Here is a 14,755-nt window from a genome sequence, read left to right as displayed (position 1 = left end):
AAGGGATGAATTTCTTTAATAACATTTCTATTTTTAAAAAAGTTATCGCGATATTTATTTTAGCAGTCATCATTTTCGCTTTAAACTTAAGCATTAGTGTTATCTCCATAAATAAAAATCGCACCACTCTTAACTATATGGAGCAGCAAGTTTACCAAAGGGTTGAACTCGCCAATCAAAACGTGTTTTTTATCCAACGACTCGATGAGCTTTATACTCAATCCGTTTCTTTTGCCGACGAAGACCTGTTAACCAATGCAGGTACTATGTACGAATCTTTACGCAAAAACCTCCAACAGTTAGACAAGGTCGATCCCTCACAAGCCAATCAACTCAACAATCTATCGGCTAAATTAACCCGTTATAACGACATGACAATTAAGCTGGCTAAAGGCATGCTGGCAGGTACGATTGATATGGCAAATATTGGCCAAATCAGCCAAGAAAAATCCCAAGCCTATGAAGCAGTGCTCAATGAAATACAAAACTACAAACAAGAAAAAGTACTCGAATTTAAACAATCAATAAAAGAAGCGGGCGACAGATCGGAGCAAAGTTTATGGCTCACCCTCTCCATCGGTATCGCTTTGCTGATCGTGATGTTTATTGTCACTATCGCCATTGCACGCGCCATTAGCTCTTCTGCCCGTAATGTTGCCCAGTCATTGAGTGAGCTCGCCGATGGTAAGGGTGATCTTAGCCATAAACTTAACGTGTCTGGTAGTGATGAACTCGGCCAAGTATCGAGTAACTTCAATCGATTCCTTGGGTTACTCGGTGATTCGATTCGCAGGGTGGTGAATGTTACCGATCCCTTGCTTGCAAGCTCGCACTCACTCAAACAGCGAATGGAAGATGCGACGCATGCAACTCAGAGACAAAGCCATGATGCCAGTGCTGTGCAAGTTTCAATGGAAGACATGCGCCACTCCGTCATTGAAATTTCGCAAAATGCGCGCCAAGCCGCCAGTGCCGCCCAGATTGCCGAAAAAGAAGCCATGCAAGGTATGACAGTCGTCCAACGTACTATCGATATTTCACAGGAATTAAATACAGGGATTCAGGCTGCTTCTAACTCGATTAATGAACTTGCCAGAGACACTGAAAATGTCACCTCTATCTTAAATGTGATTACCTCGATTGCTGAGCAAACTAACCTGTTGGCACTGAACGCCGCCATCGAAGCTGCCCGCGCGGGTGAGCAAGGACGGGGCTTTGCCGTGGTAGCGGATGAAGTCCGTGCCCTCGCCTCTAAAACCGCAGATGCAACCACAGAAATTCGTCATGTACTGCAAAACCTTAAAACGGCGGCCATTTCTTCGGTCAATACCATGAATGTGGCCATGTCGAAATCTTCAGAAAATGAAACCAATGCCCAAAACACAGGCAGTGCATTAAAATCGATTCAGCAGCAGATTGTCAGTATCAATAGCATGAACACCCATATCGCCTCGGCAACGGAAGAGCAAGCCTCAGTCGCTTCCCAAGTGGTCGATAATGTCGTCAATATGAACGCTTCATTCGAACAGACATTGCAAATTCTGTCGCAGGTTCGCAATGTCTCCGAAGGGCTAGTTGATTTTGCCGATGAACTGAAAAACGCCACCTCACAATTCAAACTTTGACCATTGTTTGAGATGATGGCATGTGATGATTGCATGAGATCATCGCTTGAGCTGATTGTGTGAGATAGTTTTCCTACAAAAAATCGGTATTGAGTAACTCAATACCGATTTTTTTATGCATCAAGGCTTAACTTCCCTCATTTTAAACCTGCTAACTAAACGCCAAGAAAGGTGATACACACAGCAATAAACCTGTGATGATAATGATGTACAGCGACGCGCCTTTGTACTTATGCAGTGCAGGCACTTGATATACTAAATAAGCAGGGATCAAACACCCGACCAAACCAAAGATTGGACTGCAAATCGACGTAAAGCTCAGCACTGGCGCATTCAATACAATCGCGCCCCACGACAGTAGAATCGTGAAAGTCATGATGCCATAACCGACAAGCTTTTTATTGATGCGATCTTCAGGCATATATCGACGCAGCATATTCATGGTTAGCCCTTGGCAAGCTTCCCTGAAACCAAGATACACCCCAAAGTAAGCCGTCATTACCGCAAAAATATTCAGCGTCAGACTCAGTAATTTCAGGGTTTGTCCCTGCATGCCCTGGGCGACCATGGCTAAGGCTGAGATATTTTCTTCCGATGCCCGCACCGCTTGTTCATGACCCATAGCGAGCGTGAATGACACAGCATAAAAGAACACCACGACAAACAAGACACCAAAGGCAATATTCATGGCGCGCATCGCTTTGAAACGCGCTACAGCTAAGGATTTTTCCCGCGAACGGTATGAAATCACCATAGGGCTTAAGCTTTGAATAAACAGAATAGATGTCAGCGTAAAGGGCAGCATAACGACCGCATCTTTTAACCAATCTCCCGTTGCTGGGATAGCGCCAATATTATTGATATCCCACTTGTCCACCATCAATAGCCCTAACACAGCCACAACGCCCAGCTTAGTCAGCACCATAAAAGTGGAGATCTTAAACAGTAGATTTTCGCCGCGGGATGCTAAAGCAACTAAGCCGCAGATCAGCGCTAACCCGTAGAAGGGATTATGTGACAACAACTCTTTCGTCACCCCAAAGCTCTGTAAAAAAGAAGCACTGTCGTTAGTAATGGCCGTTGAATACACAAACACCCAAATAACCAGCATGATGAAGTACAAACCGCCCAACAACATGCCCCAGTTTTTACCTAAGTAACCCGAAATCACACTCGGGTAATCCTTACACTCAGGCGATTCGGCTAAGGTATTGATGAATAACCGCTGAAACATATACATGGCCGGATAGCCAATAATGCCAGACAGTAAGAACACCCATAGACCCATTAAACCGACCTGTACAGGCAAGAACACGATCCCCGCGCCAATTGCCATACCGATACTCATGATTATCCAGCCCCAATCTGTACTATCGAAGCGGGTATCTGCTTTCCACTGTGCAGCAGTAATTGTTGCATCCATTATTTCACCTTTACCTTGTTGCTATTATTTTGTGCAAATATATTTGAACAAAACAAACTCAGCAACCATTATACTCAACTTTTGTTGAACAAAGAGTTAACGCTCACAACTTAGCTAAAAACGGGATAAATAGCGCACAAATCACACTGGCAAGTGGAATTTATTAAAAAATAATTGCAATAAATGCAAAAAATACAAATAATGTTGCACATCAGCCGACCGCGGCATTCAATTTTATTTGCACGTTGGAGAGACAATGAAAACCATTATTCACGCAGAAAGCGCTCCCGCAGCCATTGGCCCATATTCACACGGTACGAGCTATGGCAATCTCATCTTTACCTCTGGCCAACTGCCCGTTTGTAAAGAGAAAGGCGGCGTGGTTGACGGTGGGATCACCGCACAATCGATTCAGTCACTAGAGAATCTCAAATACGTGCTTGAAGCGGGTGGCGGTAGCTTAGAAACGGTTCTCAAAACCACTTGTTATCTTACTGAGATCAGTGACTTTGCCGCCTTTAACGAAGTGTATAAAACCTATTTTAAAAACGACTGCCCTGCGCGTAGCTGTTTTGCGGTGAAGGATCTTCCACTGGGCGTAAAAGTGGAAGTTGAAGCGATAGCACACGCAAAAATTTAAGTATTAACAAAAGGTTGTAAGCTGATGAAACCCCAATGGCAGCAGTATATTAACATCATCAAACAAGTCGTTAAGCCCGCATTAGGCTGCACAGAGCCCATCGCCGCCGCTTACGCCGCCGCCGTCGCCCGCGCCTTGCTGGGTGTTGAACCCGATTCAATTGCAGTACAAGTGTCTGACAATCTTTATAAAAACTCTATGGGTGTGTTTGTGCCTGGTACAGGCAAAATCGGTCTGGCAATTGCCGCAGCGGCAGGCGCCATTGCCGGTAATTCTGATGCGGGCTTAGAAGTATTGGCAGTGATCACGCCGGAGCAAGTCGCCAAAGCACAGGCACTGATCGATGCGGGTAAAGTCACAGTCGAGCGCACTGAAACGGCAGAGTTTATCTATTGCTGTGTTATCGCAAAAAAAGGCGACCGCGAAGCCCTAGTGAAAATCTGTGGTGGCCATACGCTTATTGCCGAAAAGCGCCTCAACGGCGAATCCGTCTTCAGTGCCGATAGCACGCAAGCCAAAGCCACGGGTTCCATCTGTGAAGGCGTGGATATCACTATCGAGTCCATTTATCGCTTCGCCCAAGAAGCCCCCTTCGAAGAGATCAAATTCATCCTCGAGGCCTCTGAGTTAAATGGCAAATTATCCGATGAAGGCATGGCCAATCCCTATGGGCTTGAAGTCGGCCGCACCATGAAAAGCGGCATAGCCGCGGGCATTATCGGTGAAGATTTACTCAATAAAATCGTGATGTTAACGGCTGCAGCATCCGATGCTCGCATGGGCGGTGCTAACTTGCCCGCCATGAGTAATCTTGGCAGTGGCAACCAAGGCATCGCCGCGACTATTCCCGTGGTATTAACGGCGCAATGTTACAAGGTTTCTGAAGAACAACTCGCCCGCGCGTTGATCATGAGCCATCTCGGGGCAATTTATATCAAGTCCCACTATCCGCCGCTGTCAGCATTTTGTGGTAATACAGTCACCAGCGCCGCCGCGTCTATGGCCATGGTGTATTTGGCGGGAGGTTCGTTCGAACAATCCTGTTTCGCGATTCAAAACGTGATCAGTGACAGCTCGGGCATGGTGTGTGACGGCGCTAAAGCTTCCTGCGCCATGAAGGTCAGCACGTCCTCCAGTGCGGCCGTGCGCTCATTTTTGATGGCGCTCAGTAGTCACAATGTCTCCGGCCAAGGTATTATTGCTACCGATGTTGAAAAAACCATTAAAAACATTGGCAAAATGATCCTCAATGGCATGTCATCCACAGATGTCACTATTATCGATATTATGTCGGCATAATGATTTTAACCCGATGAATAATGGCGGGTTAATAACCAAAGGTTGAAATTGTGAAACTGCAAGATTTAACGCAAAGTGATCTGGATATTCTGAAATCGGTCGAAAATATCGTCGATGGCATCGCTGCCATGTATGGTCAGCACACAGAAGTGGTATTGCACAGCTTAGATGCGAAACATCCGTCTGTGGTCAAAATTGCCAATGGCCATGTCACAGGTCGAGAAGTGGGTGCGCCGATAACCAACCTTGCCTTGCTTAAACTCAAGACAGGTCAGGATATTTCTAACTCTTACCTAACTAAATGCGCCAATGGTAAGACGCTAAGATCGATCACAACAGTTATCCGCAACAGTAAAAATCAGCCCATAGGTTTGCTGTGCATTAACAGCGACATGGATGCGCCGCTGCAATCTGTGCTGCGCACTATGATGCCGGATAACCTCTTCAGCACTGAAGTGACCAGCTCACCAGAGATTTTTGCCCGCAATATCGATGAAGCGCTCCATAGCACGATTGACAGTATCAACCATGAAGTGCGCTCCAACCCTGGGATTTCACCCTCACAAAAGAGCCGTGAAATCGTCAATCAATTGCATGAGTTAGGTATTTTTGAGCTCAAGGACAGTGCCCAAGTAGCAGCAACTCGATTGGGGATTTCGGTGCATTCGATTTATCGCTATCTGCGGGAAATCAAAGCCAATCAAGCTTAATTCAATATTATCTCAGGGTATCAAAAACAAAAAGCAGCGAATATTCGCTGCTTTTTGTTGTGTAAACCAATCCAGTCGGGATAGAAGGATCAATCCCTTTTACCCACTTTCTCTAACCCCCAAACCAGTGCAATCGCCGCCAACATACACACAATCGCAAAGGCGAGTTGCGAAGGTTGACCCGTCACTTGCTCAAAATTAAGCGGCGAAATATTTTGCTCCAGCAAAGGCACTTGCTCGCCGTGGGAGTTGGTCCGCCAAGTTAAGGTTTCTTTCCATGGCCAAATTTTACCTAAGGTGCCTAACATTAATCCGGTTAGAAACACGATAGTGGCATCGTGGTGCTTACGCAGCAGTGCCGACAATAAATGACTGAATGTCAGTAATCCCATCACAGCGCCAACGGCGAAACAGGCCAAAATATCCAGCTGAATATTTTTAGCCGCTGCTAAAACCACGGGATATAAACCCAGTAATAATAAGATAAAACTGCCAGAGATCCCTGGTAACACCATGGCGCAAATGGCAATCGCGCCACCGAAGAAGATATTCATGTAACTGGCTTCTACCGCGACCGGATTTAACACAGTTATCGCCCATGCGGCCAGCACACCTAAGGCAAATAAACCTAAACGTGCCACAGTGAAACCACTCACTTGCTTAAGCATATGCACGACAGAGATAATAATAAGCCCAAAAAAGAACGACCAAATCGGGATCGGATGCGTCGCCAGTAACCAAGAGATCAACTTAGCAAAGGTAAAAATACTGGTCAGGATCCCCGCCAGCAGACTCACTAAAAAGCCACCATTAATATGGGCAAATGCCCCTTTTATGCCCTGAGACTTAATCACGCCCCAAAGGGAAGGATTGATGCGTTTTACACTGTCGAGCAAGGTATCGAGAATACCGGTAATAAACGCTATGGTGCCGCCCGAAACGCCTGGCACGACATCGGCAGCGCCCATGGCCATTCCCTTAAAATACGTCAGCAAATATTTCACTGTGAGTCCTTGTAGTTAAATCAATATGCCATTGCCGCTAAACGACAAATTGGCCGCAATTATACGGTGTTACACTAAAAACCGCGAAATGAAGTTTGCTTAATTAAGCCGACTGGTATTTGTTGTTATCCTAATGTTACACTCATCCGACCAGAGCAGTCCAAACCCAACTTGGAACAGGCTCAAGATAACAATACCCTTTTGCATCATTATTAAGGATGACCATGAGCCAGACTGACTCTTCTAGCACTGCAGAACAAAAACCAAATAAAGTGCTCGCGCTCTACCATAAGACTCGCCGTTATCCCTTCGGCCAAAAACTATTTTCAATCATGGTGTCACGCATGGCGCCCTATTTTGGCACCATCAAACCACTGATCACTGAATTACGCCTTAATCATTGCGCCTGTTTAATTAAAAAACGCCATGCCGTTCATAATCATATAAAAACTGTGCATGTGATTGCGATTTGTAACGGCCTAGAAATGGCCATGGGCGTGATGGCCGAAGCCTCAATTCCAAAGCATTTACGTTGGATCCCTAAGGGCATGAGTTTGGATTATACGGCTAAAGCCGGCAGCGATATTTTGTGTATCGCCGAAGTGACGCCGGAGCAATGGACTCCCGGCGATATGCTCGTCCCCGTTACCGCCTACGACACCCAAGGTGTGGTCGTAGTAAAGGGACATATCAAGTTGTGGATTTCAGAAAAACCGCAGAAATAAGCGTTTTGCATCGAGCGCTGCGCTTAATGTCAGCATCTAAAAGGGAGCTAAGCTCCCTTTTTAGCCCTAGTTAAAAAACTCGGTTAGCGCAATTGCACGGCGCCTTGCTCGCTCACTTTTAAGTAAGGACTTTTAAATCCGAGCTCTTAAATACGAGAGCTTAATTCGACCTGTTAAATACGAGCTTTTAAAATAGCAGCCCAGTTAAACCAGATGTTAAGCAAAATGACTGGCGGTAAAACGCTCAATCAAACGGATAAAGTCGGCTTCGGCAAGCTTGGCGCATGTTAAGGTTTGTTCATGGGATAACTGCACATCCCCCAATCCCTCTGCCATATTGGTAATGGCACACACAGCCAGTACTGGCAAACCACAATGCGCCGCTGAAATCACCTCTGGCACCACAGACATTCCCACCACATCGCCACCGATAATTTGCATCATGCGGATTTCGGCCGCGGTTTCAAAACACGGGCCAGAGTAAGACACAAAGACCCCTTGATTCACTGCAATCCCAGCCGCTTTTGCGACACTTAAGGCTTCTGCTCTGAGGTCTTTATCATAAGCACTGGCTAGGCTAAAAAAACGTGGACCGTAACTTTCATCGTTTGCGCCCGTCATGGGCGTACCCGGCATAGTGTTGATGTGATCGCTGAAAATCACTAATGATCCCACGCCGATCCGCTCTGGTCGTAATGACCCCGCAGCGTTAGTCACTAGTAACAATTCACACCCTAAGCGTTTGAAAGTACGCACAGGCGTCGTCATCACCTTCATGCTTTGGTGCTCGTAAAAATGCCCGCGGCCTTTCATGCACACTATGTCTACGCCATGTAAGCTGCCGAGCACTAGCTCTCCCGAGTGACCGACGACGGTACTCACGGGAAAGCCGTCTAAATCTTCATAGGGGATCACCACTTTGTTATCTAAATTATCGGCAAACGCGCCAAGCCCTGAGCCCAAAATCATAGCAGCACGGGGAGAGAAATTCGGTTTACGGGCTCGAATCGTCGCAAGGGCATTAATAACAGGATCATGGCTCATACAAGGTACCTCATAGCAAAGGAGTGAAAGAGTAAACGCCCTCAGTATAAGCAGGCTTGGGGTTGCAAATAATCGCGATTAACCGCACTATTGTGCTGATAAAAAGGACAATAAATAAAAATAGTGAGCCTGAGATGAGCAAGATAAACGCACCAGAACTCGTCACCTTGAAGATGCTGCGGTATTTCCATCGGGTTGCTGAAGTAAAAAACTTTACCGCTGCCGCCGAGCAACTGCATCTATCGAAATCTCCGCTGAGCGCACAAATCAAAGAGTTGGAATCGCTCCTTGGTGTTGAGCTGTTCACTCGCAGCACTCGGCAAGTAGAGCTCACACCCTATGGCCAATTGTTAAGAGAAAAGTGCGAGCAAATATTCGCGCTGGTGAATACCTCATTGGAGCAAGTGGCTCAGCTTGGACGACTCGATAGAAACCATATTCGGATTGGCATCATGAGCTCGCTGTTTTGGATGGGATTTGGTGACATACTGAAAAGCTTTCGCAAACAATGCCCTGATAATGAACTGATCTTTCAAGAGTTATCACCTGAAACTCAAAAAGTCGCCTTAGCGCATCAAGAAATCGATTTTGGCCTAGTGCGCTACGCCGACACCTTAAATCTGCCGCACCTAATCGCCGAAACCATCACCAGCGAACCTATGGTGTTAGCGCTGGCAAATAAACATCCCTTAGCCAGACGTAAAAGCATCGACTTGAGTGAACTCAAAGATGAGCCATTTACCTTACTCAGCCGTGCCAACTCCGCCTCTAGCGATTTGATTATCGCCAGCTGTCAGGCCGCAGGATTTATGCCGCAACTGGTACAGGAAATGGTCGAGCCCAATAGCTTAATGGCGATCATCGCTGGCGATAACAGGGTATCCATAGTGCCGCAAAGTTATGCATCACAGCCTTGGCCTAGGGTAAAGTTTATTAAATTAAAACAAACCATCCCCGCCGATATCTGCCTGATTTATCGGCCAGAAATGGCTTCGCTGCCGATTCTCGATAGCCTGAGGGACTTATTGAAGCAACAAATCAAAACCATTTAGATTGTCTCCCAAACGAGTGCTATGCTGAGTTTAATATTCAGGGTTCATATTTTAAGGATATCAAGATGGATGAATTTTTAGCGGCAGCCATTGAAGAAGCCAAACAAGGACTGGCCGAGGGCGGCATCCCTATTGGTTCGGTACTAGTGATCGATGGCAAAATCGTCGGACGCGGCCACAATAAACGGGTACAAAAAGGCAGTTCAGTACTGCATGCCGAAATGGATTGCCTCGAAAATGCCGGCCGATTTAGCGCCGCCGAGTACAAAAGAGCAACCTTGTATTCCACCCTATCGCCCTGTGATATGTGCAGCGGTGCGGTATTACTTTATGGCATACCTAAAGTCATCGTCGGTGAAAACACCACCTTTCAAGGGCCTGAAGCCTATGTAAAATCCCGCGGCGTTGATGTCACTGTGGTCGATAATGCCGAGTGCAAACAATTGATGCAGGACTTTATCGCTAGCCATCCCACACTCTGGAACGAAGATATCGGCGAGTAGTGGATCTTCACTCTTCTCAATCACTTGCTATCTTTTTTGTATTTCACTTTTTGTATTGGCTGTATTTCATTGGGGGCTAGCGCCTGCTAGGCTAGCCCTCCCAAATCCCAGTGAAAAGTGGAACATGTCTACTAGCGAAAGGAACTCTGTTAACGTGCCAGCCAACTTACCTAAAGACCCTTGGTCAAGAACAGACTCCACACAGCCAGTCGTAATGGCGATTCCTGCACAGCGTAATGCCAACCTCGATGCCATTCGCGGCTTAGCCGTGTTGGGGATATTTTTTATGAATATCTATTTTATGGGCATTACTTTTTTTGGCTATGCCCCCCACGAAACGCCGCCGCTGTCGGATCACATAATCAAAGTGTTCAGTAACTTTTTCATCGAGGCGCGCTTTATCAGTCTGTTTTCCATCTTATTTGGCGTCGGGCTTTTTATTCAATATCAGCGATTTAGCGCCAAAGGCCTAGAAGCTTATCCTTTACTGCGCTCACGCTTGAAATGGCTAATGGTGTTTGGCCTACTCCACGGCATCATTATTTGGCCTGGTGATATTTTATTAACCTATGGGATCAGCGGATTTTTAGCTTTGTGTTACAAAGATTTAAGTATTGAAGCCCTTAAGCGCAAAGCGAATATTTTTATTTTAAGCGCCTTAGTGATCATCACGCTGATTAGCCTTACGGGCAGCGATGAACCTTTCACTCGAGAATCGAGTCTATTTGCAGAGCAATACAGCGCATGGACCTCAGGCTATTCCGACCAACTGTTTCTGCATTTGATGCAAGTGGGTTATATGGCGCTGGTGATCCCTTTTACCATAATGTGGTTTACGGCGGGCTTGATGCTGCTCGGCATGGCCTTGTATCAACAGGGGACTTTTGAGCGGGGTTTTAGCAAACCACAACTGCTGAAATTAGTGCTAGCCAGCGTGACGGTATCGCTACTTGATACCGGTTTAGACTTTACGGACAACCCTATTCTAGTCACGTTTTCAGATGTGTTAATCATGCTAAGCGCTATTCCTATGGCGCTGATTTACATTCATATTATGGTTAAAATTTGCCAAAATAATCCAAATAGACTCACGCCACTGCAAAATGTTGGCAAACTCGCCTTTAGCCTCTATATTCTGCAATCCATCGTTGGCGTGTTAGTGTTTAGGCACTTCGCCCCCGAATTGCTATTGAGTCTAGACAGATGGGGATACATGGCTATGGCACTGGTTTATTCAGTAGTGCAATTACTGTTAGCCAGCCTGTACTTACGCTATTTCAAGCAAGGGCCATTGGAAAAACTTTGGCGCCACCTCGCGTTTAAAAAATACGCGGCATCACAAGAACACAAGCAAGCTTAAAAACACTGACACGAGATTGATACCAGATAATGACGAACAAAAAACCGGCCAAAACGGGCAACAGCGCTTCACCTCAAACAAATCGTGCTCAAAAGAGTCGACCACAAAACAATCGCGCTCAGAACAGTCGCACTTCAAATAATCGTGCCCAAACAAACAATCGCGCCCAAAGTAGTCGCACTCAAAAATCCAATGCAGCCGCTTCAGGCTCAAGCCTTATGCCACTGTTATTGGTGGTGATTTTTCTTGCTGGTTTAATCGGCGCAGCGCAGCAACATATGTTGCCCTACGGCATTGCGGGTATGTACCTCACACTGAGCCTGCTAACCTTTATCGCCTACGCTATCGATAAATCCGCCGCAAAACGCGGTAAATGGCGCACTAAAGAAAGCACTTTGCATCTGCTGGCGCTCATGGGCGGTTGGCCCGGCGCCCTGTTTGCCCAAAACGTGTTAAGGCACAAGTCAGTTAAAGCCTCATTTAGAAACGTCTTCTGGCTCACCGTTGTCGCTAACTTAGCCGTGCTGGGTTATGGCATAAAAACCGGCGCCGTAGATATGTTTATCTAGCAAGCTATGGATTCTATGAAAATCTAAAGTTTGTCACTAAAACGCTTTAACTTATTTTAATACAAAAACAAAAGGTTAAATTATGAAAAAATTTTTAGTTGCAGTTTTGGGTGTTGCAATACTATCGGGTTGTGCCGCACCTCGCTATACAGCAAAACCAATAGAAACAAATACTAACAATATAGAAATAGTCATTATTAAGGATAAAGAAACACGTGACGGCTTCCAAGAAACAATGGAGACATGGCTAAAAGCAAATAATTACACCTACACAGTGCAGCCTGATGGTTCTAAACATGATTTAAATAAACTCACATTAGAATATGAAGGTAATTGGACTTGGGACTTGGCATTATATTTAAAAAGCGCTGAAATTAACGCATTTCAGAATGGCCAAAGAGTTGGCAGTGTTAAGTTTCAAGTACCCTATACTGCGAACCCGAGTAAGTTTGGTAATGCTGCGAATCGTATTAGCTATATGATGTCAGCTCTATTTGGTCAAATCACAGCTGATGAAGCAACAAAAAAAGTAAATGGTTCAAGCGATTAATATCATTGAAACCTTAACTAAAAAACAGGGTAATCATAGAATTACCCTGTTTAGTTTTGCACTGTTTATTATCTTTAAAACCAGCTCAACGCGATACTGATAATCACGCCTGTGATCATCAGCTGCATTAAACAAAACCCCATAATATCCCGCGCTTTTAAGCTCGCAATTGCCAGCACGGGCAGTGCCCAGAAAGGTTGAATTAGGTTAGTCCAGGCATCGCCCCAAGCTACGGCCATGGCTACCCGAGCAACATCGGCGCCCAAGGCTTCGGCGGCGGGTAACATAATCGGCGCCTGCACGGCCCACTGACCACCACCCGATGGCACAAAAATATTCACAATTCCTGCACTGATAAAGCTCCAAAATGGCAGACTTTCGGCACTGGCTATGGCCACAAAACCTTCCGAAATACTTTGGGCTAAACCCGACTGCACCATCACCGCCATAATGCCCGCATAGAAAGGGAATTGGATCACTATGCCTGCGCCGCCCTTAATGGCCTCATTCAAGCTGGTTAATAAACTGCGTGGCGTTTGGTGTAAGAGGATGGCGAGGAACAAGAATAAGAAGTTCACTAAGTTAAGGTTTAAGCTGCCGCCCTGTACCCAAAAGTAATAGCCTAAGTACACAAGCCCAGCGCCACCGACGCTCCAGCCGAGTAAGCGGCTATTTTCAAGCTTATCCGCAGGACGGCTTTCAAGCTGACACTCGCTCACATTGGCAGGGGTAAACTCCAGCGCCGAAGCTGCGGGTTCGCTGCCTTTGTCGTCAAGGGCACTTGGGTCGACATAAATGCTGTCCTTGTCTTCAGTCAGCATAAAGCGATTCACTAAGGGCATAACCACAAACAGAATCGCCACTAACAATAAGTTAAAGCTCGCGAAAATGGTTTCACTAGTGGGGATAATGCCAATTTGTGCTTCGGAGAAATGCCCCGCCGTTGCTATGGTTAATGGGATAGAACCCGCAAGCCCACCATGCCAAACCACAAAGCCAGAATAGGCGCTGGCGACCAGCAGCCGATAATCCACTTTCACTTTACGCGCTAAGGCTTTGGCAAATAACGCGCCAACCACTAGCCCGAATCCCCAGTTAACCCAACTGGCGGCCAGTGAGACCAAGGTTACTAAAATAATGGCTTGCGGTGCCGATTTAGCGAACCCCGCAATCGCATCAAGCAACTTTTTAATCGGCGGTGAGCTTGCCAGCATGAATCCCGCCACCAGCACTAACAGCATCTGCATCGAAAAGCTCAACAAGGTCCAAAAGCCATCGCCCCAGTAATTGATGACTTCCAGCGGAGTTTTGTGTTCTGCGACCACAGCTGCAATTAACACCACTAAGGTGAGTAAAAGGACGAAAATATAGGGATCGGGTAGATATCGGTCGACGAGCTTGACCAAAGGTTTTGCCGCTTTGTTTAACATAGACTTTCCTTGTTTATTATCTAAATTCTAGTTTTTATGTGTTTTTATCTGTTTTTATCTGTTTTTATTGCATTTTTATTGAGTCCTAAGCCCACAGGTTAAGCGATCTCTAAAGCGGGATAAAGTCTTGAGGGGATTTTTAACGCCTTGAAGTGGTAGCACCAGATAGCAAGCCCAAAACACGGGCGAGTGCCGATAGCATCTCAAGCTAAAAAACTGATAATATGGCGAAAATTAACTAAGGTGCTCTTTATATGAAAATGTTACTTGCCGTTGCTGTGATTGCTGGGGTGATTTTTTACTTCTTTACCTCGATGAACGGCCAAAAAGCCGCCCAAGAGAATATCCGTTTAGGCAATGAATTTTTAACGCAAAACAAAACCAAAGAAGGTGTCATCACCACAGCTTCGGGTTTGCAATATCAAGTATTAACTAAGGGCGATGGCACTGTTCATCCTAAAGCCAGCGATACAGTGACAGTGCATTACCATGGCACTTTGATCGACGGTACTGTGTTTGATAGTTCAGTTGATCGCGGTGAGCCTATCGCATTTCCGCTTAATCGGGTGATTAAAGGCTGGACCGAGGGCGTACAACTTATGGTCGTTGGCGATAAAGTGCGTTTCTTTATCCCGAGTGAACTCGCCTACGGCAACAGCAGCACGGGGAAGATTGGCGGTGGTTCAGTGCTCATTTTTGATGTGGAACTGCTTAAGATTGATTAAATCTGTCTTCAATGAGCCTAATCGCGTCATAAAAAGCCCTGCATTATCGCAGGGCTTTTTGTCTCTATAACTCAAATAATATTAGTATGTTGGATG

The 14,755-nt window shown here is 46.0% G+C and carries 15 protein-coding genes; 11 read left to right on the top strand and 4 right to left on the bottom strand.

Annotated elements, in window-relative coordinates; genetic code table 11:
- Positions 1-5 precede the first annotated feature (5 nt).
- Positions 6-1,625 (top strand): methyl-accepting chemotaxis protein, encoded by a 1,620-nt coding sequence (locus tag FW758_RS00510; RefSeq protein WP_427721147.1) that lies wholly within the window; start codon positions 6-8, stop codon positions 1,623-1,625.
- Positions 1,626-1,776: 151 nt separating this feature from the next.
- Here FW758_RS00510 and FW758_RS00505 read toward each other — a convergent pair whose 3' ends face one another.
- A complete protein-coding gene (locus FW758_RS00505; RefSeq protein ID WP_446444353.1) occupies positions 1,777-3,048 on the bottom strand; it encodes a hypothetical protein in 1,272 nt (423 codons plus the stop codon).
- 256 nt (positions 3,049-3,304) lie between these two features.
- Between FW758_RS00505 and FW758_RS00500 the strand changes: the two genes are divergently transcribed.
- The 3 genes from FW758_RS00500 to FW758_RS00490 are packed head-to-tail and all read left to right on the top strand — an operon-like array spanning position 3,305 to position 5,697.
- Positions 3,305-3,688, top strand: coding sequence for a RidA family protein (locus FW758_RS00500; RefSeq protein WP_446444352.1), 384 nt, complete (start codon positions 3,305-3,307; stop codon positions 3,686-3,688).
- 24 nt (positions 3,689-3,712) lie between these two features.
- The gene (locus FW758_RS00495) at positions 3,713-4,987 is read left to right on the top strand and encodes an L-cysteine desulfidase family protein (protein ID WP_446444351.1); all 1,275 of its coding nucleotides are present in this window, start codon (positions 3,713-3,715) and stop codon (positions 4,985-4,987) included.
- Between the two features lie 50 nt (positions 4,988-5,037).
- Entirely contained in the window at positions 5,038-5,697 is a 660-nt protein-coding gene (locus FW758_RS00490) for a helix-turn-helix transcriptional regulator (RefSeq protein ID WP_006085738.1), read from the top strand.
- Between the two features lie 89 nt (positions 5,698-5,786).
- On the opposite strand, the gene FW758_RS00485 is transcribed toward FW758_RS00490, so the two are convergent.
- Positions 5,787-6,701, bottom strand: a complete 915-nt coding sequence (locus FW758_RS00485) for a DUF368 domain-containing protein (RefSeq protein ID WP_259503800.1) — start codon at positions 6,699-6,701, stop codon at positions 5,787-5,789.
- A 224-nt stretch (positions 6,702-6,925) separates the two neighbouring features.
- On the opposite strand from FW758_RS00485, the gene FW758_RS00480 reads away from it, so the two are divergent.
- The gene (locus FW758_RS00480; protein WP_006085741.1) at positions 6,926-7,426 is read left to right on the top strand and encodes a hotdog fold domain-containing protein; all 501 of its coding nucleotides are present in this window, start codon (positions 6,926-6,928) and stop codon (positions 7,424-7,426) included.
- 216 nt (positions 7,427-7,642) lie between these two features.
- Here FW758_RS00480 and xapA read toward each other — a convergent pair whose 3' ends face one another.
- Entirely contained in the window at positions 7,643-8,470 is an 828-nt protein-coding gene (xapA, locus tag FW758_RS00475; protein WP_446444350.1) for a xanthosine phosphorylase, read from the bottom strand.
- 134 nt (positions 8,471-8,604) lie between these two features.
- Here xapA and FW758_RS00470 point away from each other — a divergent pair, with 134 nt between their 5' ends.
- The 5 genes from FW758_RS00470 to FW758_RS00450 all read left to right on the top strand — a co-directional run bounded on the left by FW758_RS00470 (position 8,605) and on the right by FW758_RS00450 (position 12,504).
- A complete protein-coding gene (locus FW758_RS00470) occupies positions 8,605-9,522 on the top strand; it encodes a LysR family transcriptional regulator (protein WP_107946862.1) in 918 nt (305 codons plus the stop codon).
- A 65-nt stretch (positions 9,523-9,587) separates the two neighbouring features.
- Positions 9,588-10,025, top strand: coding sequence for a nucleoside deaminase (locus FW758_RS00465; RefSeq protein ID WP_259559847.1), 438 nt, complete (start codon positions 9,588-9,590; stop codon positions 10,023-10,025).
- 154 nt (positions 10,026-10,179) lie between these two features.
- Positions 10,180-11,385, top strand: a complete 1,206-nt coding sequence (locus FW758_RS00460; RefSeq protein ID WP_259559885.1) for a DUF418 domain-containing protein — start codon at positions 10,180-10,182, stop codon at positions 11,383-11,385.
- Between the two features lie 29 nt (positions 11,386-11,414).
- Positions 11,415-11,954 (top strand): DUF1294 domain-containing protein, encoded by a 540-nt coding sequence (locus tag FW758_RS00455; protein ID WP_259565053.1) that lies wholly within the window; start codon positions 11,415-11,417, stop codon positions 11,952-11,954.
- Between the two features lie 82 nt (positions 11,955-12,036).
- Positions 12,037-12,504, top strand: a complete 468-nt coding sequence (locus FW758_RS00450) for an Sbal_3080 family lipoprotein (protein WP_342901305.1) — start codon at positions 12,037-12,039, stop codon at positions 12,502-12,504.
- A 74-nt stretch (positions 12,505-12,578) separates the two neighbouring features.
- Here the strand turns inward: FW758_RS00450 and FW758_RS00445 are convergent, their stop codons facing one another.
- Positions 12,579-13,934 (bottom strand): short-chain fatty acid transporter, encoded by a 1,356-nt coding sequence (locus tag FW758_RS00445; protein WP_446444349.1) that lies wholly within the window; start codon positions 13,932-13,934, stop codon positions 12,579-12,581.
- A 254-nt stretch (positions 13,935-14,188) separates the two neighbouring features.
- Between FW758_RS00445 and FW758_RS00440 the strand changes: the two genes are divergently transcribed.
- The gene (locus FW758_RS00440; RefSeq protein ID WP_012587130.1) at positions 14,189-14,659 is read left to right on the top strand and encodes an FKBP-type peptidyl-prolyl cis-trans isomerase; all 471 of its coding nucleotides are present in this window, start codon (positions 14,189-14,191) and stop codon (positions 14,657-14,659) included.
- Positions 14,660-14,755: the final 96 nt, after the last annotated feature.

Source organism: Shewanella sp. 1180_01 (assembly GCF_052850535.1).
The sequence above is the reverse complement of the archived record's forward strand: the minus strand, read 5'-3'. Positions and strand labels throughout refer to the sequence as shown.